The sequence below is a fragment of the Shewanella sp. SM74 genome (genome assembly GCF_025653725.1).
Taxonomy (GTDB): domain Bacteria; phylum Pseudomonadota; class Gammaproteobacteria; order Enterobacterales; family Shewanellaceae; genus Shewanella; species Shewanella oncorhynchi.
The window spans coordinates 1-22,516 of the sequence record NZ_JAKKRZ010000044.1 but is presented as its reverse complement, the minus strand read 5'-3'; the positions used below and the strand labels follow the sequence as shown (position 1 = coordinate 22,516).

At 46.0% G+C, this 22,516-nt stretch carries 22 protein-coding genes and 1 pseudogene; 12 read left to right on the top strand and 11 right to left on the bottom strand.

Annotated elements, in window-relative coordinates; all coding sequences use genetic code 11:
* On the top strand, window positions 1–228 hold a 228-nt coding region (locus L5M49_RS23320), incomplete at its 5' end, for a transposase (RefSeq protein ID WP_411569114.1).
* Between the two features lie 993 nt (window positions 229–1,221).
* On the top strand, window positions 1,222–1,698 hold the full coding sequence (locus L5M49_RS23315; protein WP_263266901.1) for a GNAT family N-acetyltransferase: 477 nt from the start codon (window positions 1,222–1,224) through the stop codon (window positions 1,696–1,698).
* Window positions 1,699–1,749: 51 nt separating this feature from the next.
* Here the strand turns inward: L5M49_RS23315 and L5M49_RS23310 are convergent, their stop codons facing one another.
* Entirely contained in the window at window positions 1,750–2,937 is a 1,188-nt protein-coding gene (locus L5M49_RS23310) for a benzoate/H(+) symporter BenE family transporter (RefSeq protein WP_248068227.1), read from the bottom strand.
* Window positions 2,938–3,100: 163 nt separating this feature from the next.
* Between L5M49_RS23310 and L5M49_RS23305 the strand changes: the two genes are divergently transcribed.
* The 3 genes from L5M49_RS23305 to L5M49_RS23295 all read left to right on the top strand — a co-directional run bounded on the left by L5M49_RS23305 (window position 3,101) and on the right by L5M49_RS23295 (window position 4,406).
* Window positions 3,101–3,676, top strand: coding sequence for a helix-turn-helix domain-containing protein (locus L5M49_RS23305; RefSeq protein WP_263266900.1), 576 nt, complete (start codon window positions 3,101–3,103; stop codon window positions 3,674–3,676).
* Window positions 3,677–3,821: 145 nt separating this feature from the next.
* Window positions 3,822–4,145 carry a rhodanese-like domain-containing protein gene (locus tag L5M49_RS23300; protein ID WP_105251132.1) on the top strand — a complete coding sequence of 108 codons (324 nt, stop codon included), beginning with the start codon at window positions 3,822–3,824 and terminating at the stop codon, window positions 4,143–4,145.
* Window positions 4,146–4,220: 75 nt separating this feature from the next.
* Window positions 4,221–4,406 (top strand): hypothetical protein, encoded by a 186-nt coding sequence (locus L5M49_RS23295; RefSeq protein WP_263266899.1) that lies wholly within the window; start codon window positions 4,221–4,223, stop codon window positions 4,404–4,406.
* A 167-nt stretch (window positions 4,407–4,573) separates the two neighbouring features.
* Here L5M49_RS23295 and azoR read toward each other — a convergent pair whose 3' ends face one another.
* The 6 genes from azoR to L5M49_RS23265 all read right to left on the bottom strand — a co-directional run bounded on the left by azoR (window position 4,574) and on the right by L5M49_RS23265 (window position 8,898).
* A complete protein-coding gene (gene azoR, locus L5M49_RS23290) occupies window positions 4,574–5,170 on the bottom strand; it encodes an FMN-dependent NADH-azoreductase (RefSeq protein WP_263266898.1) in 597 nt (198 codons plus the stop codon).
* A 181-nt stretch (window positions 5,171–5,351) separates the two neighbouring features.
* Window positions 5,352–5,789 (bottom strand): thioesterase domain-containing protein, encoded by a 438-nt coding sequence (locus tag L5M49_RS23285; protein WP_263207399.1) that lies wholly within the window; start codon window positions 5,787–5,789, stop codon window positions 5,352–5,354.
* Between the two features lie 92 nt (window positions 5,790–5,881).
* Window positions 5,882–6,319: a D-aminoacyl-tRNA deacylase gene (gene dtd / locus L5M49_RS23280; protein WP_263266897.1), complete on the bottom strand. Its 438-nt coding sequence runs from the start codon at window positions 6,317–6,319 to the stop codon at window positions 5,882–5,884.
* Window positions 6,320–6,335: 16 nt separating this feature from the next.
* Window positions 6,336–6,941, bottom strand: coding sequence for a hypothetical protein (locus L5M49_RS23275; protein ID WP_219234718.1), 606 nt, complete (start codon window positions 6,939–6,941; stop codon window positions 6,336–6,338).
* The gene (locus L5M49_RS23270) at window positions 6,938–7,891 is read right to left on the bottom strand and encodes an alpha/beta fold hydrolase (RefSeq protein ID WP_263140785.1); all 954 of its coding nucleotides are present in this window, start codon (window positions 7,889–7,891) and stop codon (window positions 6,938–6,940) included. Before L5M49_RS23270 ends, L5M49_RS23275 begins: the two co-directional genes overlap by 4 nt.
* Before the next feature lie 35 nt (window positions 7,892–7,926).
* Entirely contained in the window at window positions 7,927–8,898 is a 972-nt protein-coding gene (locus L5M49_RS23265; RefSeq protein ID WP_263266896.1) for a virulence factor BrkB family protein, read from the bottom strand.
* Between the two features lie 81 nt (window positions 8,899–8,979).
* On the opposite strand from L5M49_RS23265, the gene L5M49_RS23260 reads away from it, so the two are divergent.
* From L5M49_RS23260 to L5M49_RS23235, 6 genes are all read left to right on the top strand, one after another.
* On the top strand, window positions 8,980–9,201 hold the full coding sequence (locus tag L5M49_RS23260) for a hypothetical protein (RefSeq protein WP_006079786.1): 222 nt from the start codon (window positions 8,980–8,982) through the stop codon (window positions 9,199–9,201).
* Between the two features lie 28 nt (window positions 9,202–9,229).
* Window positions 9,230–9,883 (top strand): DUF2959 domain-containing protein, encoded by a 654-nt coding sequence (locus tag L5M49_RS23255; RefSeq protein ID WP_173497437.1) that lies wholly within the window; start codon window positions 9,230–9,232, stop codon window positions 9,881–9,883.
* Window positions 9,884–10,149: 266 nt separating this feature from the next.
* A complete protein-coding gene (locus L5M49_RS23250; protein ID WP_263266895.1) occupies window positions 10,150–11,364 on the top strand; it encodes a 4Fe-4S binding protein in 1,215 nt (404 codons plus the stop codon).
* 282 nt (window positions 11,365–11,646) lie between these two features.
* Window positions 11,647–12,063: a hypothetical protein gene (locus L5M49_RS23245; protein ID WP_105251122.1), complete on the top strand. Its 417-nt coding sequence runs from the start codon at window positions 11,647–11,649 to the stop codon at window positions 12,061–12,063.
* 257 nt (window positions 12,064–12,320) lie between these two features.
* Entirely contained in the window at window positions 12,321–14,237 is a 1,917-nt protein-coding gene (locus L5M49_RS23240) for an LTA synthase family protein (protein WP_263266894.1), read from the top strand.
* A gap of 195 nt (window positions 14,238–14,432) precedes the next feature.
* Window positions 14,433–15,455 (top strand): GGDEF domain-containing protein, encoded by a 1,023-nt coding sequence (locus L5M49_RS23235; protein WP_263266893.1) that lies wholly within the window; start codon window positions 14,433–14,435, stop codon window positions 15,453–15,455.
* Between the two features lie 115 nt (window positions 15,456–15,570).
* On the opposite strand, the gene typA is transcribed toward L5M49_RS23235, so the two are convergent.
* Window positions 15,571–17,382, bottom strand: coding sequence for a translational GTPase TypA (gene typA / locus L5M49_RS23230; RefSeq protein WP_105251119.1), 1,812 nt, complete (start codon window positions 17,380–17,382; stop codon window positions 15,571–15,573).
* A gap of 1,010 nt (window positions 17,383–18,392) precedes the next feature.
* On the opposite strand from typA, the gene glnA reads away from it, so the two are divergent.
* The gene (gene glnA, locus L5M49_RS23225; RefSeq protein ID WP_113941334.1) at window positions 18,393–19,802 is read left to right on the top strand and encodes a glutamate--ammonia ligase; all 1,410 of its coding nucleotides are present in this window, start codon (window positions 18,393–18,395) and stop codon (window positions 19,800–19,802) included.
* Window positions 19,803–20,119: 317 nt separating this feature from the next.
* Here the strand turns inward: glnA and L5M49_RS23220 are convergent, their stop codons facing one another.
* From L5M49_RS23220 to L5M49_RS23210, 3 genes and pseudogenes are all read right to left on the bottom strand, one after another.
* Window positions 20,120–20,992 (bottom strand): hypothetical protein, encoded by an 873-nt coding sequence (locus tag L5M49_RS23220; RefSeq protein WP_263266892.1) that lies wholly within the window; start codon window positions 20,990–20,992, stop codon window positions 20,120–20,122.
* 183 nt (window positions 20,993–21,175) lie between these two features.
* Window positions 21,176–22,048: a hypothetical protein gene (locus L5M49_RS23215; RefSeq protein WP_263140799.1), complete on the bottom strand. Its 873-nt coding sequence runs from the start codon at window positions 22,046–22,048 to the stop codon at window positions 21,176–21,178.
* Between the two features lie 168 nt (window positions 22,049–22,216).
* A pseudogene (locus L5M49_RS23210) lies at window positions 22,217–22,516 on the bottom strand (hypothetical protein); the annotation flags it as partial.

Below are 22,516 nucleotides of genomic sequence, written 5' to 3'. Positions count from 1 at the left end.
AATAAACTACATTGGGTGCTTGATGTCAGCATGGACGAAGACGATAACCAAATCTTCCGCGGTCATGCCGCCGCCAACATGGCAGCCATGCGGCATCTTGGGCTCAATATGCTTCGCGCAGAGACCAGTAAAGCGATGAGCGTGCCACGTAAACAGCGCCGAGCCCATATAAATGAAGACTATCTTGAGCTGGTTTTACTGGCTGGATTAAGCATGAATGAAAAATGAGCACTCACGCTCTTGCCCTGACTTACCAGCCCCTCTGAACCATAAGGATGATTCAGGACTATTCTGCCCCATATCAACATTATTCAAAAAATCTTGAAATGAAGTAATTCTTATAGTAGTCAATATGTTAGGCAAAACTAATATTCCCTAAAAGGTGTTAGCGCGATGAATTCTAGATTTCGTAGGTTTAACGGGGTTATACCTATACTTCTCGTTAAACTCAAACAAAAAAACCTACTTTGTTTTAAACTTCTATGACAAAATTCTTTAAATATGACAGTAAGTTATCACCGTTATCGCATAACTCACATTTATTTACTACACAAATAAACCGATAAGATATTTAGCGCACTAATCATTCGTGCCATGAAATCAAGTAGTCTATTTAAAAACAACGACATAATGTACTTTCAATCTGCATTCAAGCTTCGGCAAGCCACTTTGTAGTAAATAGAACTACAGAACATGCGTTAAAGGAATGGTGAATGTATCCGCTTAAAACACCGTTATAGTCGCAAAAAAAACAGCGGTTTTGCAAAGGAGTTAAGGATTGTAAAAGGTCGGACAAACATAACTTTTACTTCTTAACAATTGACCAATAACGCTAGAGTCTAAGGAATACACTTTCCCCTCGGAGTTGCCGCAGGGCATTAGCGTTCGTTGCGTAATCGAGACATGGAGGCCGAGATAGCATCAGTCGAATCAGGGACGAGCGTCTGACGCGATAGCATAAGGACGCTAATTGCCCAAGGAGATTTCAACTCCGTAAGGGGCGTCTTGGAGAATCCAAGGAGGATAGGACGAGCAGTCCTCCTTGGTCGGGTGTGGGGTGAAGCCCCACGACTTTGACTTTGATTCTGCGTTTAGCTTTAGCTAAAGCTAAAAACGCTTGGCCTAACATTTGCTTATCTACAACGGCGCATTGGCAAACAGATAACAAAGCGATGACGCCATTATGGATAAGCCAAAATAATAGGGAGCACCCGATCTGCTATGAAATCCACCATAAGAGCCATGAAAATAACCTTAGATGACCTTAAAGGGCCTGAGATTGCGGCTTTACTGCAGGAACACCTCGACGATATGCGGGCAACCTCTCCGCCTGAAAGCGTTCACGCATTAGATCTTGACGGCCTGCGTCAGCCCAATATTCGCTTTTGGACCCTGTGGGATGGCAACAATTTAGCGGGCTGCGGTGCACTAAAATGGTTAGATGCCGAGCATGCGGAGATCAAATCCATGCGCACCGCCGCGCCCTATAAGCAGCAAGGTATAGCGTCTAAAATATTGCAGCACTTGATTAACGATGCCAAAGCCGCAGGTATCAAACGTCTGAGCCTAGAGACAGGTTCGATGGACTTCTTCAGCCCCGCTCGCCTGCTCTACTGCAAATTTGGTTTTGAAATCTGTGGCCCCTTCGCCGATTATCGACTCGACCCCAATAGCGTGTTTATGACGAAGAGAATCTAAAACACATGCGCCTTAGTCTTTGAAATTCATCTCTAAGGCGCTTTGCTGCAGTTAAGTATTCGCTCGCTTAACTACTGATGCAGTTCTGTGCCCATTCCACCAATGGATAATAAACCCAAGCAACAGTCCCCAAAATGCGCTGCCGATACCCAGCACACTAAAACCCGATGCCGTGACCAAGAAAGTGATCACCGCGACTTCGCGATCTTCCGTTTTAGCTAATGCGGCGGTCAGGCTATTGGCGATAGTGCCGAGCAGGGCTAATCCGGCGATGGCCAGTACTAATTCCTTCGGGAAAGCGGAAAACAGTCCAACCACAGTGGCACCCAATAACCCAGTGATAAAGTAAAACACCCCGCCCCATACCGCCGCCCAGTAGCGGGTAGCCGGATTTGGATCGGCCTCTTTACCCATGCAGATGGCCGCTGTGATGGCGGATAAGTTAAAAGCAAAACCGCCAAAGGGCGCCAAAATGACCCCGATTAACCCTGTGCTCGTGATCAAAGGTGAAATAGGCGGCCTGTAGCCATTACCGTGCAGCGCAGCAACGCCCGGCATATTTTGCGATGCCATAGTCACCACAAACAGCGGTAATGCTACGCCAATTACACTCGCCAGCGAAAACTCAGGTGTCGTCCACACTGGCATCGCCAGTTGCAACTGAACAGCATCTAGCTTGAGTAAATCTAATTGAAAACTCATGCCTATGCCCACCAACAAGGTCAGCAAGATGATGTAGCGCGGCGCAAAAGGCTTAACGACGACAAACACCAACAGCATGATTAATATGAGGCTCAGCTGGGTTTGCATCGCCTGAAATAGCCCTAGCCCAAATTGCAATAAGATCCCCGCTAACATGGCTGAAGCGACTGACTGCGGCATGATGCGGATAAGCTTATCCATCCAGCCCGCAACACCGCAAAGAGTGATTAACATCGAACTCACCAGAAAAGCGCCTATGGCTTGGTTGACGCTCAATCCCGCTAGGCTGGTCACCATAAGCGCCGCGCCCGGTGTCGACCATGCCGTTAGAATTGGATTCTTGTAGTAAAGCGATAGCCCTATGCTGGTCACGCCCATGCCCACACCTAAAGCCCACAGCCATGAACTAATCTGTGCAGGTGTCGCCCCCACAGCCTCAGCCGCTTGAAAGATAATCACAGCCGAGCTGCTATAACCCACTAATACCGCAATAAAACCCGCTGATATTTTTGACAAACTTCCTGCATCTCGCCACATATCCACTCCCTTTCTCTGCAATTAATACCGTCATGACTTTGTGCGCTATCACTTATCAAATGAACAAAATAGCCTTCGTGCGCTATAACGTACGAGATGGACAAGATAGCACCTGTGCGCTATAACGTACAAACTAAATTTTCATAAAAATGATGGGGCCATTGTGCAGACGATAAACAGCTATCTCGCCACCACACTCAAAGCACTTCGCAACCAAAAGGGATGGAGTTTAGATAAAGCCGCCCAAGAGACGGGCGTCAGCAAGGCCATGATAGGCCAAATCGAGCGCGGTGAATCAAGCCCAACCATTGCGACGCTGTGGAAAATTGCCAGTGGATTCAATATCTCGCTGTCGACTTTTCTCGAACCCACGCCCCAGAGCCAAGGCGCAGTATTCCGTAAGCCCGACGAGTTACGCCAACAACCCGCCACCGACGGCATGCTAGTCGCCTCACTCTTCCCCTTTGAAGAGCGCTTCGGTTTCGAGATGTTTGAACTCACGCTGCTGCCAAACTATGAGCGCCTTTCTGAGCCTCATGAAGCTGGCGTCACTGAACATGTCATTGTCTTGAGCGGCACTATGGAAGTGCTAGTCGATGGCGAGTGGCAACCACTCAACCAAGGTGAAGCAGTACGATTTGCGGCCGACAAACCCCATGGCTATCGCAATCTAAACGAGCAAGCCGTGGTATTCCACGACATCATTCACTATCAAAGAGGCAATGAATTTAGCTTGTAGCAGCTTATCTAACGCCAGTAATGCAGAGTTCGAGTACCAACAACGCCAAAGACCAAACCATTACTACCGATAATCTGCAGTGCTTGCACTCGCCAATTCATTAGAATAAACTTATTGAAAATTTTCTAATGGTAGGAGCAATGCTATGTTTCAATCTTTATTGGCTAAGTTATCCGGCAGCCACTCAGGCGAAAAATGTTGGCAATTGATTGAACAAGGCGCACGGGTGATTGATGTGCGTTCGCCGGAGGAATTTGCCTCCGGTCATTTGCCCCAAGCCATTAATGTGCCGCTGCCAACACTCGACCAATGGTTGCATCAAGTCGACAATAAGCAACATCCCTTCGTGCTCTATTGTGGCGCGGGTATTCGAGCGCAAAAAGGCTGCGACATTCTCAAGGCCAATGGCTTTAGCTGCGTGGTAAATGGCGGTTCGCTTAAAGATTTAGTCTGCTGCCAGCCGAGCTAATTTAAGCCTTGGTTGTGCGGCGCTAATCAGGCCAGTCTGTACATTGTGATGACTTAAATATCTGCGAGGTGGTGTATGCATAAAACAAATCATGCCAAAGCGTTACAGTTTGAAGCCACACAGGGTAACACTGCTGAAAAGCCGCTTGAAACTGAGCGCCATGCACGCTTTAGCATCAGTCGTAATCGCGCCCAAGCCAGCACTAAGGTGCGTTATGTTGAGACAAGCACCCTCGCCAAAGGCTGCAGCCTTTGCGAATAAACAGCTTAGCGTGCCACTTAAACCTAGCCGCTCGAGTCCAGCCGCTCAAACCTAGCCACTTAAGCCAAGCGTGCTTAACTGAAATGGACATACAAAAATGCCAGCCTATTAAAGGCTGGCATTATTTATTCAGCCAAATCAAATGGCTCAGCTAATCAATGGGACAATTAAGCTTTCAGCTGATCGATACTGTGTTTCGCTTCGCTCATGCCTTTGTCGTGGGCTTCAGGGCCCATGTTCAACGCTTCGGCGTAAACCACTTCAACATTAGTGATACCAATAAAGCCTAAAACCGTTTTCAAGTAAGGTACAACGTGATCCGTTGGGCCATCTTTGTGAGCGCCGCCACGGGTCGTCACTAACACAGCGCGTTTACCTTCCACTAATCCTTTTGGACCTGTTTCAGTGTAAGTAAAAGTCACACCGGCACGGGCGACAAAATCGATCCAGTTTTTAAGTTGAACCGGAATCGTAAAGTTGTACATAGGTGCAGCGATAACAATCGTATCGTTCGCTTTTAATTCAGCGACTAAGGTATCTGATAAGGCGAGCATTTCTTGCTGACGTGCCGATAATTCTGCAACACCGCGTAAACCAGAAGCGATTTCACCATCTACCATAGGCAGTACGTCTTTACCGCCTAAATCACGTACAGTAATAGCGGCGCCTTGGGTTTCCCAGTGGCTCGCTAAGTGGTCAATTAACACGGCAGATTGTGAATAACCGCCAAGAATGCTTGATTTTAAAATTAAGACTTTAGACATAATCTGCTCCGAAAATAGGTAAATGACTCAGAGTCAGATGGAATATCTCAACTCTATGACGCTAGTGTATTAGCCCATAAAAAAGAAATAAAGCGGATAAAATCTGAGATTAGCTTCGATTTTTTAGAAAGGTTATACGTCACCTTCGACGTACAGATACACTAAGTTGTTTTCGACGCATTCATGCTTTCGACGTACTAACATACAGGCCTTCAAAAACCGCACACAGTGAATCCATACAATACAATTGCACTTCCAGCTTCACCTTAACCCTGCGCCCCCTTTGTAACGGGCTGAGATCCACATCTGGCCATTGCACTTTTACCACAGGGTCACAAGTCACAGGAGCAAGATAACGAATATGGGCATCGGCGAGCACAATATCACCCGCCACGCCCACCAACTGTTGATTTAGCCACACGGCACCCCAGCCTGTTAAGGTCATCAAGGTATAAATGCTGCCCGCAAACATGGTCTGATGCAGATTAATATTGGGCGTCATCGGCGCTGTGACTCGAAATTCTCCCTCGCTGTAATCGAGTGGCACTATCTGCATAAACTCGCTAACGGGGATCGTACTGTGCCAAGTCTGGCGTAATTTAATGAGTAATTGATCCATGTGCATTCCCTTAATACTCCCTTGGTACAAGCGACATTGATTATGCCTAGCACCCCATCACCTAGACCCCTAGATAAACATCACGATAGAAGCTACACCTGCAGATTAAAGGTCACGGGGCCATCATTGACTAAGGACACTTGCATATCGGCGCCGAACTGTCCGGTTTCTGTATGAACGCCCTTAGCGCGGCAAAATGCGACAAACTCTTCATACAAGCCTAAGGCTTGATCCGGCGTACCCGCCCCTGAAAAACTCGGCCTCAAGCCTCGGCCTGTATCAGCGGCTAAGGTAAATTGTGACACTACTAATAAAGACCCACCGACTTGTTCTAGATTGAGATTCATCTTGCCATTTTCATCGGAAAAAACGCGATAACTCATGACTTTAGTCGCCAACTTTTCCATCTTCTCGCGGGTATCTTCTTGCTCGACACCGAGCAGAACCAACAAGCCTTTATTGATTTCACCTAAGGTTTGGTTATCGACCGCCACACTGGCGCGACTCACTCTTTGAATTAACGCAATCACAACTTTTCCTTTTAGATTAAGGCTTAACGGGAACCATTTGCGGCATTAGCGGTAGCGGGCGGATATATTGCTCTACGCCATCAGGCAAAGATTGTACGACCTGCGCTAAGCCGCCGTTCGTCCACAGCATAAAGCGACGTAATTCTTCTATTTCAATACGGTCGGCAAAGGTCACTGTACCTTGCACTTGAATCACTGCGCCTTGGTCCAACAACACAAACTTGGCAAAATTAAGCTTCTGATTCAAGGTGCCAATCACGGCAGGCAACTCTTGGCTAGCCTGCAATTGCGGGTGCACAGCATAGAAGCGATTCATTAAAATACGGTCAATTCCCGCTGAATTGATACTCGGCTCAAGCAAGAATTGGTTATTGCCAAACTGCACAGCAACTTTAGTCGGCGCAACTTGGGTGGCCAGATAATTTGCGTTAATCAGTGCTTGGTACAAGCGATCAGCGGCAGTTTCATTGGTCAACCCACCGAGTTCAACAACTTTGGGCGCGACAGGGGCACTCACGACCTCCTGAGTCGCCACTGGGTCAATCGCGCTGGTTTGCGAGGGCGCCGTAGCGGCACAGGCGGTTAATCCGAGTAAACTGGCACTGATGAGCAATGTTTTCATTGTATTTCCCTTTGATGTATCCACGACCACATAGCATGGATTTCTGCTGTGACCGCCAAAAACAGAGACTCACTATTGAGCATATGTCCGCCATCGACAACAGATTGAATTGTAATAGCATGCTCCAACCCAGCCAAAAAATCGCGTAATAGCGTCGCTGGGCAAATCGCATCCTGCATTCCTTGCAATAACACACTACGCGCCTTCACTCTAGGCGTCACGCGCTGTAACACATTCATGGCATTGAAGTAATTATGTCGAGCAAAGTGTAACTCGATATTGGCTAATGCTAATACGGATTCGGGTAACAGCCTTGGTAGCACTAACCTCGCCCCCGCAAGCTGCAACTCCCACTGTACCCAACGCCGCGCAAAATGGTATCGCACATATTCATCTGCCGATGCCAAACCTTGATGGTACGAATCCAGCAGTTCAGTCAGCGATAACTGAACCGGAAAAATGTCATTGAAGAGTCGATAAGCCGCAGGTTGCAATTTTGCAGCGCCGTCAGCGCCATAGAGCCAGTCGAGACCTTCTTTGGATGGAATAAATAACGCCCACAGTACCTGTGCAATCACCCGCTCTGGGAATAATCCGCTGTAAATTAAGCCTAATGTGGCCCCAAAAGAGCCGCCTGCTAAACACCAACGCTCAATACCCAATGCAAGGCGAATCGCCTCAATATCGCTAATCAAACCCGTGAGATGGTTATTTGCTAAATCACCAAAGGGTAAAGATTGTCCAGACCCGCGTTGATCTAAAAGCAAAATCCAATATTGAGCGCCATTAAATAAAGCTAAATCACTGATATCACAACCCGCTCCCGGACCGCCGTGCAAATACAGCAGTGGGATACCTTGTGGATTACCGTATTGCGCCAGATGCAATTGCTGACCATTGCCAACGTTAAACCAGTCGCGACGGATAAAAGATGGGAAGGATTCAGGCATTCAGTGTCATCGCCATTAATAATCCTCTAATGGGGTCATTCAGATTTAGCCACCGCCTTGAGTGCCGTCACCTCAGCCGAAGTTAACACCGCAGCGAAATTATCTTGAGAGGCATTTTCTAGGGGCTTAGCATTCAGAGCGGTTTCGTCATCATCTGAGCTCGACTCATAATCTAAATACTCAGGCATAGCGGCGGTAATTTCCGCGCCGAGTAATACTATCATCCACGATAAATACACCCAGACAAAGATAATGGGGATCACGGCTAAAGCACCATAAATCGCTTCATAACTCGGAAACTGAGTGACATACAAAGCAAAGGCTTTTTTGCCTAACTCAAACAAGATTGCGGCAACAATCGCCCCTAATAGTGCATGTAGAAACTTCACTTTTTGATTAGGCACCACCATATACAACAACAAAAATGCCGCCACAGAGAAAAGCATAGGTAAACGCTCAAGAAACACGGGCACCACACCCGACAACTGACCGTCAAAGACCTTCAATGACACCACGTAGGAAGTGGCGACCAAACTGGCCCCCACCAATACCGGGCCCAAAGTGATGACCATCCAATACATAGAAAAAGCCACCACCACTGAACGCTTCTCTTTAGTACGCCAAATGTTATTAAGCGATTTATCAATGGCGGAAATCAGCAAAATGGCAACCACAACTAAGGCCGCAATCCCAACCGCAGTCCCCTTAGAGGCATTGGCCACAAACTCATTGATATACACTTGCACTGTGTCGCCAGCGGCGGGTAAAAAATTCTGATAAACGAAACCTTCTATCTGTCCACGTATCCCCTTAAATACCGGAAAAGCTGACAGCATAGACATAGTCACCGCCACCATAGGCACGAGTGACAACAGTGTGACATAGGCTAAATGTCCGGCGCGGATATTGATTTGATCTTCAACTAAACGCCGTCTCAAATGCAGCAGGAAGTGCCAGATCCCGAGGAATAAGGCGCGAATTTGTGCCAGTTCTATCTTCTTAGTCACGGGTTTCTCTTGATTCTGTTGGTATAGACTCGTTATCTTCGTACAATAAACACTTAATTTACAAGTCTAAGGAGTGAATTGATGTCTCAACAAGGATCTGCAGGTAACGTTATTTCCGCTATTGCTAGCCTATTTTTTCCTGGGCTAGGCCAATTATTGCAAGGCAGAATAATGGCCGCACTGTTATTTTTCATTATCACAGTGGTGGGTTATGCCCTCTGGTGGCTGATTGTGCCTGCGGTAATAGGTGCTATCTTTCATCTGTGGAGCATTATCGATGCGGCGCGATTTAAAGCCGATTAATTAATTTCATTCAGCGACGGAACACCCAATGAAAAGACTGATAGCTTCAGGGCTGATTGCCACAAGTCTCCTGCTTAGTGGTTGCCAGAGTGCCTACTACGGCGCAATGGAAAAGGTCGGTTACCATAAACGCGATATTATGGTCGACAGAGTTAAAGATGCGAAAAAATCCCAACAGGATGCTCAAAAAGAGTTCAGCTCAGCCCTAGAAGAAATGCAAGCACTGCTCAATTACAGTGATGGCAACTTAGAAAAAGCCTATAGCAGAGCCAAAGATGAATACGAATCGGCTCAAAGTGCCGCCGACAACGTCAGCAACCGCATCAATAAAGTCGAAGATGTAGCCGAAGCACTGTTCGATGAGTGGCAAAATGAAATTAGCGAGATCAGTAAAGCCAACCTACGCCGCAACAGTGAAGCTAAACTCAAAGAAACGCGCCGAGCCTATGAACAATTGATTAAAAGTATGCGCCGTGCCGAGTCAAAAATGCCGCCGATACTCACCGCCATGAAAGACAATATGCTGTATCTCAAGCATAACTTGAACGCCCAAGCCATTGGTGCGATTAAAAGCGAATTTGCGAGTCTGCAAACCGATATTTCTGGCCTGATTAAAGAGATGAACACCTCGATTAACGAATCGAGCAAATTTATCGAAGCACTCGAAAAATCAAAAAATTAATCCAAATGCCCCACTGAACTCCTAAGCCCTAGCAAAATAAATTGCTGGGGCTTTTTATTCTTTGTGTGACCTCGCCCTATGTCCCTGCAAGCCATACTTTATTTGTGCAAGACTAAAACACTTAGCTTTGTGAGCTATGGCGCGCTTTAATTGATTGATAGCGCGAATCTTAGATCTGACGCACAATTTCACTTATTACTCAAAAACTTATCCTCAGTTCACCACTCAGAGCCTGTACTTGTAACTTATTAGCTGTATTCATCACTATGACTTTTATCGAATCACTCACGCTGATGTTGGCACTCATGTATCTCGCCTCACTCAGCTATTGGAGCGGCCAGAAATGGGGCGCGGTCGCCACACTGTTGCTCAGTATCGGTGCGGTGGCAATGAGTCTTTATTGGCCACTGGCTCTCGGGCTTCTTATTGCACTACCACTGATGCTACTTGGGCATAAATTTGCGCCTGATGCACTCAAGGGTGAAATTAAAATCAATACCCTTCGTGAAGGGACTCAACATGCCTTAGCGCTATCGCTCTTGCTGGTTGCCATACAATACACAATCAATACCGTACTGCTTAAGCAAGGAATCACACCTTGGCTAATGCGCCCCGACGTAGTCGATGCCTTTTTACCGATTGCGGGTGGCATTGAGCTTAAAGCCATTATCAGCCTCAATTTGTGGGATCAAACCCATCCTGCGGCAGCAGTCATGCTAGCGGCGGTATTACTCACAGGTTTACTCTGCAAGCGGGCATTTTGCGGTTGGGCTTGCCCATTAGGTTTGGCAGGGGAATACCTGTATTCCTTTAGAAAACGCTTTATTAAATCAGAGCTTACACCACCCGCTTGGCTAGATTGGCCACTGCGAATGTTGAAATATCTATTACTCCTAGCACTTTGCTACATAGTCATTGGTATGCCAGCACAATCCATCCCCCATTATCTTGAAGGTAATTATCATAAGATTGCCGACTTGAAGATGGCATTGTTCTTCCTAACACCCAGCCTAATCACGCTACTGGTATTTGCGCTGATCCTCGCTTTAGCTGCATGGCGTCGTCAGGGATTCTGCCGTTACTTGTGTCCCTATGGCGCTATGCTTGGGATCTTAAGCTTTGCAAGCCCATTAAAAATTCGCCGCAATACCCAGCACTGCCTTATCGAAGCGAAAGGAATGAAATGTGACAAGTGTACCCGCGCTTGCCCAGCAAACATCATAGTGCACACTAAAACCACGGTTCGCAGTGACGAGTGCCAAGCCTGCATGCGCTGTGTCGCGGCTTGCCCTAAATCCGCCGCCCTCGGCCTTGGACTGAAATCTGGCCACAGGCTCGGTCATAAGGGATTGCTCGCATTAGTGCTCATCGCATTATTTATCCTACCGCTGGGCGCTTACTTAGCGGGTTTCTGGCATAGCCAAACACCAGACAACATCCGCATGGAATTGATCCAAGTGATTAATAGAATTGGGCACTAGAACACGCGACATCACTAGAACACCTAAAATGACACATATGACGGGATCCAATTGCGATGGAATAAAACACTAACGAAATTGAAAAACAGCAGCAGATAAGACTAGAAAACCTCAAAATGGAAACCTTTAGGTACAACTAAAGGTTGACCAACCTAGTAGGAATAATCTGAAAGGATTAAAATAAAATCATATAGAACAGATGCTTAATTGACACAAAATCTAATTACTGGTCTAATTCGCGCGCATTTAATAAAGGAATGTATTAACCAAAGGAATTATTGTGTGAAAAAATCATTATTGATCGCTCTTACTGCTCTGCCATTATTTGCTTATGCTGGCCCATTCGATTCAATCGTTAAATCAGCAACTCAATCTGTCACTGACACAGTGAATGATACGGCGACCAATGCGTTAGACAGCGCAACGAATGAAGCGATTAAAAATACATTCGGCATTAAAGAAGGCTCAACCAAGCAAACAATCACTGAAAAATTAGGTGCGCCTGCTAGCACTTATAATGAAGCGGATCTAGAAGTTTGGGCCTATGATCTTAGTGCGTTAAATGCAGCGTCTCCAATGCTGGCAGAAACCACTAAAACTTTGCTGAAAGATAATGAAGTCGCTCAGAAAAATGTGACTATCAGCTTCAAAGGTGAAAGTGTCAATGCGGTAAAATTGGCAGATAAAGCTAAGTCATAAGCTTGACGCTCACTCGATAGGGCTCTAAGTCCTATCGAGTATCCCGACGTCCTCGGCCGCACCACAGCCATGATAGGCGTTAGCAATAAAGCCACTGCCAAGTAATACTATCCAGAAAAGACCTCACCTGCCGTCCAGTGACACACTCAGCTAACGCAATCCAGTAACCTATCAGCAGCCCATGCTAAGCAATACCAACAAGCTTTGCCTGATTTTGAACTCGTGACGACTGCTGTGCTATTATGCGCCATTTCTCAATGTCTGATGATCAAATTAATCGTATGAAGTTAAGTCAATTTCGCAGTGTGTTGTTTCTTTATGTCTCAATGTTATTCATTCTCGCATGTTTCCGCTTAGCCAATTACATTGCGTATCACGATTATTTTGCGGGAAGTATCGATGTCATGACGATACTGTTCACTTCAGTTAGATTTGATCTAATGACAGCAAGCTATGTGCTGCTATTGCCGACCTTACTCATATTAACCCCAGCAAAGGGCCGAATTGCCTCAATGATAAAAGGAACTGGACTGCAACTAGGTCTAGTTATGCTGATGCTATCGACCATCGCACTGATGGGTGATTTCATCTATTTTGGGGTAGTAAACAGACACACATTTAATGATCTGCCTCTACTCATGACAGAGACATCATTTATTATTCCGTTTCTAGTCAAAGATCATCTTGCTCTGACCATATTTAGCTTAGTGTTAGTTATTTCAGCCATCCTTTTTTGGCTAAAAAAATGGCGTACCCTTTTCTATGTCACCAAACCGCATAAATCCTTTCTAGCTCAATGTGGTACATTTTTACTCGCATTACCCTTATTGATCCTGTGCATGCGCGGATTGGACTTACACGGTAAGCCATTAGGGATTATCGATGCCTATGATAGCCAAAATGAGCAGCAAGCTAATTTGATATTAAATGGCATTTACACGGGGGCCAAAGGAACAGCACAGAGCTACCAACGCACAGATTACAAATATTTCAACGCAGAACAGCTTGCAGCCCGTCTGAACAAAACTGAAGATGAAGCATATCAATATCCATTTCTCAGTCAATTCCCTGAAAATAGCCCCAATGGCCGTAACTTAGTCATTATTTTAGTTGAAGCATTGAGCTACGCCTATGTCGATGGCCTATCCGGATCAGATTATAGAGTCACACCATTTTTAGATGAATTATCTAAAAAAGCCGAAGTATATGACAATTTTTACGCCGTCGGTCAGCGCAGTAATTTAGGGGTTCAAGCCAGCTTATTCGGCCTACCGCCCCTAGAAAGTGTGGGCTATATTGGTGGTGGTCTCGAATTATCACGCCTCACAAAAATCGGTAATATCGCCCAGTCACACGGCTACCAAACCCAAATGCTGCAAAGCTCAAAACGCGATTCCATTCGCCTAGATTCCATCGCTAACTATGCGGGTTTTCAGCAATATTTAGGTCGCAGTGATATCCCCATTACCCGCTCAGATTATCCCGATCCCGATGGTGCTCAATTTGGTTGGGACTATGAAATGCTAATGAAAACACTCGAACTGGCCAATAAAAGTGACAAACCTTTTATCAGTTTTTCATTTACAGGCACCACCCACATGCCATACGTAGAAACACCGAAGCACTTACAGGTTTATCCGTATGGCCAAGATACATTTACAGATTTTTTGAACACAGTTAGATATACAGATGAAGCTCTTAAAGCATTTTTTACAGAAGCTTCAAAGCAGGACTGGTACGAAAATACGACTTTCATGATTTTAGCAGATCATACCTTGTTCAATACGAAAACGCCGGGCTTAGAAAGTGCATTCCATATTCCGTTATGGATTTACCGTCCAGGGCAAAACATAGCCCCTAAACGGCATAAAATACTTGCAAGCCAACTAGATATTTTACCTACAGCTTTTGATTTACTCGGTTTTAATAACGAGTTCGCATCTGTTGGACGATCACTTTATAGAGACCGAAAACCCTACAGCATAGTCGTAAAAGGGGACTTACTAGGCGCATTTACTAACTCAGGTTCGTTTTTAATTGCGGGAGATAAAATCATATCAGAGAGTGATAGTGCAGATTTTACTCAAAATGATGCTCCTAAGTATGCAGAACAACTAAAACTTGAATTCCAACTATCCCAACAGGCTGTGTTAAATAATACTTGGGCTAAATGATACATTAGGTGAATGCAAAATAATTTTGTCTCACAGACCATACTGCAGATAATGGCTTACATCACTCTCTGCAGTATTTTTAATATATACGTCATAAAATTGATTACAATCAGGCAACAGCTAGACTTTATCGCAGATAATATTCCTATACGGATATTAGGAAAATGGTTTTATGTTCCCCAACGGAGCTAACCTATGCGACCCGACCGACAGCAATTGATCCATTCGTTATTTGACGAATATATTGAGATGTATGCCTCCCGTGATGACAGGCTAACTCGTCGCTTTAGTGATAACTTTAGCGGCTATGCAGGGAGCAGTGGCCAGCTTGTCACCAGCAGGGAAGAATGGGTGCGAATCACTCGTCAGGACTTTGCACAAGTGCCTGAGCGAATCCACATCGAAATGTTAGATCTTTCTTTACAAGATCTTGCCGACAACCTCGTGGTTGTGACTGCCTTTTTCCATATCCACTTACCTATCCCTAATCCTATGCTTTCCCGCGAGACAGCACGGCTAGTGTTGATATTTCACCGAGAAAACAACGACTGGATGATTGTCCACAGTGGCATATCCATCCCCTACGGCTTAGCCCACAAAGGGGAAATTTACCCGATCGCGCGATTAGAGGAACGTAACGTCGAACTTGAATCCATGATCACAGCTCGAACCAGTGAACTGGCAGAAGCCAATAGGCAACTTGAAATACTCAGCAATACCGACGGTTTAACCAATATAGGCAATCGCCGCCTATTTGACATGATGTTACAAACGGAGTGGAGTCGTGGGCAAAGGAGCAATTCATCATTGGCCCTCATCATGCTCGATATTGACCACTTTAAACAATTTAACGATCACTATGGCCACCTCGCCGGAGACGATTGCCTTAAACAATTAGCGAGTACACTGTCCCAGTCCGGTCGCAGAGCGGGCGAATTAGTCGCTCGCTACGGCGGCGAAGAATTTGTCATTCTATTACCAAATGTCGATAATCAAACCGTACTTGAGACAGCACAGCACATTCATCAACTGATCCAAGCTATTGCCATTCCGCATGCAAATACCGACCTAGGCATTGTGACAGTGAGCGCAGGCGTCGCCTATCTGCAACCCTCTAACAAACAAAATGCGTTAGAACTCGTTCGCCAAGCGGACGCCGCTCTCTACCGCGCAAAATCCGCTGGGCGCAATTGCATACGGGTGATGGATGAGGACTAATAATACCCATTACTCAATTTATCCCAACAAAAAGCCCTGCACAGTTTCCTATGCAGGGCTTTTTAAACCGATTGACTCACCTTAAGGGCGTGTCACCTGAATTAACAGACTGGCATTAACCGCGGTTAAAGCGCTTACGATCGTTTTCAGTCAAGTGTCTCTTACGAACACGAATGTTCTTAGGCGTTACTTCAACTAATTCATCATCATCGATGAACTCAAGCGCTTGCTCAAGTGTCATTGTGATTGGCGTAGTCAACACTTGGGCTTCGTCAGTACCAGAAGCACGCATGTTGGTCAGCTGCTTACCTTTCAAACAGTTAACTGTCAGATCGTTTGAGCGAGCGTGAATACCAACCACTTGGCCTTCGTATACTTCAGCGGCGTGGCCGATAAAGAGACGACCGCGATCTTGCAGACCGAACAGTGCGAAGGTCAGAGCCTTACCCGTTGCGTTAGAGATCAATACGCCGTTAGCGCGTTGACCGATATCGCCACCTTTGTGCGGACCATAATGGTCGAATGAGTGATAAATTAGACCAGTACCAGAAGTCGCTGTCATAAACTCAGTTTGGAAACCGATTAAACCACGGCTTGGGATGATGAAGTCGATACGTACACGACCTTTACCATCAAGCTGCATGTCTTTCATTTCAGCTTTACGGGTACCTAATTTCTCGATTACTGTGCCTTGATCTTCTTCTTCAACGTCAACAGTCAAGGTTTCAAATGGTTCACACAGTTCACCGTCGATAGTTTTCAGAATAACTTCTGGACGTGATACGGCTAACTCGTAACCTTCACGACGCATGTTTTCAATCAAGATTGATAAATGCAATTCACCACGGCCAGATACACGGAAGCGATCTGGACTTTCTGTTTCTTCAACACGCAGTGCCACGTTGTGGACTAATTCTGTTTGCAGACGCTCCAGAATGTTACGTGAAGTCACATACTTACCTTCTTTACCTGCAAAAGGTGAAGTATTAACCTGGAAAGTCATGGTCAGAGTAGGTTCATCAACAGTCAAAGGTGGCATAGCTTCTACTGCACCAACGGCACAGATAGTGTCAGAAATTTTCAGCTCGCCTAAACCAGTGATAGCAACGATGTCGCCAGCGTTAGCAATTTCAACTTCAGTACGGTCTAGACCCATGTAACCTAATACTTGGCCCATTTTACCGTTACGAGTTTTGCCATCAGCGCCAATAATAGTCACTTGTTGGTTCGTTTTAACGCTACCACGCTTGATGCGGCCGATACCTATAACACCCACGTATGAGTTGTAGTCGATTTGCGAAATTTGCATCTGGAACGCGCCTTCGGCGTCAGCATCTGGGAAAGATACTTTTTCAACGATAGTTTGGAACAGCGGCGTCATATCATCGCTCGCTACATCCGGATCTAAAGTTGCAAAACCGTTTAACGCAGAAGCGTAAACGATTGGGAAATCTAGCTGCTCGTCAGTTGCACCTAAGTTATCGAACAGGTCGAATACTTGGTCAATAACCCAATCTGGGCGTGCACCTGGACGGTCAATTTTGTTGATAACAACGATTGGCTTTAGGCCTTGAGCAAACGCTTTCTTCGTTACGAAGCGAGTTTGTGGCATTGGACCGTCAACGGCATCAACTAGCAATAATACTGAGTCAACCATAGACAGAACACGCTCAACCTCACCACCGAAATCGGCGTGGCCTGGGGTATCAACGATGTTAATACGGTAGTCGTTCCACTTGATGGCAGTATTCTTTGCCAGAATCGTGATCCCACGTTCCTTTTCAAGATCGTTGGAGTCCATCACCCGCTCAGTGGCTTCTCCTCGGGTTGCAAGGGTGCCTGACTGTGACAGCAACTTGTCTACCAGGGTCGTTTTGCCATGGTCAACGTGTGCAATAATGGCGATGTTACGTAAATTCTCTAGCACGGATAAACCTCTTACCATCAAACAAAAATAGGGATATTTCAGTAATTCGTTATGGTGATCGAGCTCGATCTACCACAATAAAAAGCGTGCCATTCTACTCCAGAGCGGCCTTGGCGCACAGGATTATTTTTGAACACTTATAAAACAATTCGCCAATCCTTGGGTAATTTCCGCCAATCATCCACTGAATGAAATCCTCTATAGCCAGAGTTAACGCTCTGTTTAATTGCCATATTCGTAGGAAAAATCCGAGTTAAGCAGCTGAATTTGCTATTTTTCGTATTCAATGTTAGCACTGCTAATGTCGATTTAAGCATCAGCAAAATCGACTTAGATACAGAGAAATTACCACGTGAACGCACTGCAATAAATTCTGCGGCACACTTAATCTAACGTTCATGTTGGCGTTTACACCCGATGACATTAAGACTCACTTCATTGTCACGGGATACCTTTTTACGCATCACTGATTTCACTTGGCCTGTCAACAGCAAAGACATTTCGCACATGAGAACGAACTCTTTCCTAATAATATGATAATAAACCACTATTGGATTGATAATGCGTGGCATAGTTGGACAGACTAGCGTGGTTTTATGACAATTATGCGGCGATTATACGGTGATAAATAGTCCCGATCGGCGCTGAAAGTATGTGCGAGCTTCACAGAGGCAGTACTTACTGAGATAGTGAAAGCCAAAGTGTCATTGCCATCTCATTGCCATATAAGCGGTGCATGTTATCGCTGTGCATCCCAGCTTAAGGTTTGCATGAATCAATTCAGTGCGCACCAAAATGGAGTAATGCACCAAAATGCCACAGACAAAAGCACCATTATGGTGCACACGCGAATCCAGTTAAGTGCAACAAAGATTTTAAACCATGTTAATCAGTAAGTTAAATTATTGGCATGGATATCGCTTTATAGCTCGTAAGTTTGGCTCAAGATAAATCACTTGAGTTAAAAGATTATAGAAGGGGCATCCCTTTACCCTACCGGAGGCTTGAGAATGTCAGTTGAATCAGTTTTAAAGCAACTTGAAGAATTAGAAGTTAAGTTCGTTGATTTACGTTTTACCGACACTAAAGGTAAAGAGCAGCACGTATCTATTCCTTCTCATCAGGTAGATGCTGATTTCTTCGAAGACGGCAAAATGTTTGACGGTTCTTCTATCGCAGGTTGGAAGGGCATTAACGAATCAGACATGGTACTGATGCCAGATCCAACGACATTCGTACTGGATCCTTTCACCGAAGAAACCACAGCGCTGATCCGTTGTGACATTCTTGAACCCGGTACTATGACGGGTTACGACCGTGACCCACGCTCAATTGCAAAAAAAGCAGAAGCTTACCTGATCTCTACTGGTATCGCTGATACTGTATTGATTGGACCAGAACCAGAATTCTTCCTATTTGACGATGTCCGTTTCGGTACTGACATGTCAGGTTGTTTCGTTAAGATCGACGCTAAAGAAGCGGCTTGGAACTCAGGCACTAGCTACGAAGGCGGCAACACAGGTCACCGTCCATTTGTTAAAGGTGGTTACTTCCCAGTTGCACCGGTTGACTCATCACAAGACCTACGTAGCGCTATGTGTTTAGTGCTCGAAGAAATGGGCCAAGTGGTTGAAGCGCATCACCACGAAGTGGCGACAGCAGGTCAAAACGAAATCGCAACTCGCTTCAACACCTTGACTAAGAAAGCGGATGAAATCCAAATTCTGAAGTACGTAGTGCACAACATGGCACACGCTTACGGTAAGACGGCGACTTTCATGCCTAAACCCATCGTTGGTGACAACGGTAGCGGCATGCACGTTCACCAATCTCTGGCGAAAGACGGTGTTAACTTGTTCGCTGGCGACAAATACGCAGGTTTAAGTGAAACGGCTCTGTACTACATAGGTGGTATCATCAAGCACGCTCGCGCGCTGAATGCTTTCACTAACCCAAGCACTAACTCTTACAAGCGTTTAGTGCCACACTTTGAAGCACCTGTTATGTTGGCCTACTCTGCCCGTAACCGCTCTGCATCAATCCGTATTCCAGTGGTACCAAGCCCTAAAGGCCGTCGTATCGAAGCACGTTTCCCAGATCCACATGCAAACCCATACTTAGGTTTCGCAGCGCTGCTGATGGCGGGTCTTGACGGTATCCAAAACAAGATCCACCCAGGTGAAGCGATGGACAAAGATCTATACGATCTGCCTCCAGAAGAAGCGGCTGAAATCCCACAAGTGGCTACGTCATTAGAAAACGCCCTTGAAAATCTGCAAGCTGACCATGAGTTCCTGACAAAAGGCGGCGTGTTCAGTGAAGATTTCATCCAATCTTATATCGTACTGAAAACAGCAGAAGCTGAGCGCGTAGCACGTACAACTCACCCACTTGAGTTTGAAATGTACTACAGCCTGTAATGGCTAGCGCTATACAACCGGCTCGCTTTATGTAATTGATACATAAATATAAAAGCCTCGATAACAACGCTATCGGGGCTTTTTGTATTTTGAAGGTATATACAACTTTTATTCTGATTCAATCATCGCGTTGTTCTCTAAATAGGCATCATCGCCAACCACTCTTTTATCATTCAGAGAAGGCACGCCAGACAACAGCAACAATAGAGATAGATGGTTAAAAACTGATCTAAATTAAACGAGGGTGCAGCAGAAAAACCACCTATATAGTCGGAAGTTAACTACCTCGCCATTATTGTTAAGTGTCCACGCTTTATTCAACTAGGCTGGTTATTGTCAGGGGTAAAATCTGCCAGTTGGGCAGGTTCGCCTGACTCAAATAACGCAAATGGTACGCCATCTAACACGCGCTCATTTTTAAATACACGGATTTCAGAATCAGGTAACTGCGTCATTAGCAATGACAAGATAGTGTGCATCTTATCCAATGGGCAATGAAGACGAATACTTGCGCGTAAGCCCATTGTTCGTACATCCGATTGGCAGGCAATAAATGGACGATTCCGCGTTACATTAATCAAATGACGATGCCCATTTTTTATAGGGCTCTCATAAGTTGTCTCTACATTTTTAAAACCGGTGAAGAAAAATGCCATCACGGCAAAACCACCCGCGCCGACCAAGGCGACCGGGCCTAACAACGCCACGCCAACGATGCAAACCACTACCCCAAACCAAGCCAGCCCCCGCACTACCGCGTAGGCGGCATCCGGAATAACGTCATGATAGGTGGTAACCAACCCCTCGGTGGTGAGCCGATAATGGTACTGTTTGTCTGCAAACCAGAGGTAACGAGCAGATAAGCACATAATTGAAGCCATGATAATTAACCCTATACCCAAGCTAGTATCGCCAGATAGCAAATAGCACCCTATAAGTGCTAAGCAACCACACGGGATCAGGAAGGTTAACCAAAATAGACCATAGACAGTCGCCACCCGAATATCCCACTCATAAAGCGTGGGCGCCTCACGCACCCGCTGCTGACGTAGCTTATTGAGCCGGTCTTGCTCCTCTTTGGGTAATTGCAGGAACTCACTGCGCGGCAGGTCTTCATACCGACTGTCGTCCAACGGTTGTGTCTCTTGCTCTGTCGACGCCGACTGCTGCGGCGCTGCTCTCTTATTCATATAGCTATTCCTTTGCTGTACCCACGGACTGCACGGTCATCGTTAACCTACCCACACAGCTCGTACTTAATGTTTTCTCGCCCTTGACGACCTTGCCGCTAAAAAGTCAGTTAGCATCTTGGTGGCAAAGCTGCCACTGATGAACACCGAGTCTCGCGCCAATAACAGGCGCGAAAGAAAGCGTTAGACGGCATGGGTATTCTCAGGGGCGAAATCTACCAGCTGGGCAGGTTCGCCTGACTCAAATGACGCAAATGGTACGCCATCTAACACGCGCTCATTTTTAAATACACGGATTTCAGAATCAGGTAACTGCGTCATCAGCAATGACAAGATAATGTGCATCTTATCCAATGGGCAATGAAGACGGATACTTGCACGTAAGCCCATTGTTCGTACATCCGATTGGCAGGCAATAAATGGACGATTCCGCGTTACCTTAATCAAATGACGATGCCCATTTTTTATAGGACTCTCATAAGTTGTCTCTATATTTTTAAAACCTGTGAAGAAAAATGCCATCACGGCAAAACCACCCGCGCCGACTAAGACGGCCGGGCCTAAAAAGGCCACCCCGACAATACAAACCACCACCCCAAACCAAGCCAGCCCCCGCACTACCGCGTAGGCTGCATCCGGAATCGCATCATGATAAGTGGTGACCAGCCCCTCTGTGGTGAGCCGATAGTGGTACTGTTTGTCGGCCAACCAGAGATAGCGCATAAATGGCCCAAAAATCATCACTATGATGAGAAAATAATACCATTGTTCAAATCCATACCAGCGTGTCACCAACCCAACTAGAGCCGTAATCCCGCACGGAATAAGGACCATGATCCACCCCATGCCATACACAGTCGCCACCTGAATATCCCACTCATAAAGCGTGGGCGCCTCCCGCACCCGCTGCTGACGCAACTGATAGAGCCGGTCTTGCTCCTCTTTGGGTAATTGCAGGAACTCACTGCGCGGCAGGTCTTCATACCGGCTGTCGTCCAATGGGGGGGGCGCTTGTTCTGTTGACGCCGACGGCTGCACCGTTGCTTTCTTATTCATTTAGTTATCCCTTTGCTGTGCCCACCGACTGCACGGTCATCGTTAACCTACCCACACAGCTCGTACTTAATGTCTTCTCACCCTTGACGACCTCGCCGCTAAAGGTCTGTTAGCCTGCATCCAGATAATGGTCGTAATTAGCGCCAGTAACAGGCGCGAGAAAAAACGTTAACTGGGCAGGGGATTCTCAGGGGCAAAATCTGACAATTGGACTGGTTCGCCGTCACGGGTGCCAACTTTAGAGAGGCCAACTATTCGTTCATTTTTCAATAAAAAGAGTTCCGACCCCGGTAATTGCTTCATCAGTAGCGACAACACTTTATGCATATCTTCGGGATGGCAATAACAGTCGAGATTTGAATAATATCCGAAATAAAACCTGTCTGTATCACACGATATATATGGCCTCTTGTGGGTCACTTTTATCATATGGGGGTGTCCACGCTTGATAGCACTTATTGAGGTGGT